1 protein-coding gene is annotated in these 409 nt (G+C 69.2%); it reads right to left on the bottom strand.

What is annotated here, in order from left to right; all coding sequences use genetic code 11:
* Positions 1-247: twin-arginine translocation signal domain-containing protein (locus D7Y04_RS43130; RefSeq protein WP_121763084.1), on the bottom strand; the 247-nt coding region annotated here is incomplete at its 3' end.
* Positions 248-409: the final 162 nt, after the last annotated feature.

Below are 409 nucleotides of genomic sequence, written 5' to 3'. Positions count from 1 at the left end.
TGACGGACAGGAGCGGCAGCGAGCCGGTGCGGTCCATGGCCGCGATGCGCGCCAGGTAGCGCTCCGTGAGGCCGTGCGCGGTGTACTTCCCTTCGCGCAGGCCGGCCTGGAGGTCGACGATGGTGGCCTCCTCCAGTTCGAACGGACTGGAGGAAGGAGCAGCGTGCCCCGGCGGGTTCGCGGTGGCGTCCACCGTGGCCAGGGCCGTGACAGCGGCCGAGCCACCGAGGAAGGCGCGCCGACTCATTTCCCAGGAGCGATGTCCGGAAGGCGTGGGCTTTTTCATGGGGGCGCGCGCAGTACAGCAGTGGCGCATGGATTGTCGCAAGCCATGCGCGCCCGAGCACGGAAGTCCCGCGCAACCCACCCGCTCCTGTTACGGTGCAACCCCGACATGGCCTCGAATCTG

It is taken from the genome of Corallococcus sp. AB038B (assembly GCF_003668955.1).
In the GTDB taxonomy this organism is placed as follows: Bacteria; Myxococcota; Myxococcia; order Myxococcales; family Myxococcaceae; genus Corallococcus; species Corallococcus exiguus.
The sequence above is the reverse complement of the archived record's forward strand: the minus strand, read 5'-3'. Positions and strand labels throughout refer to the sequence as shown.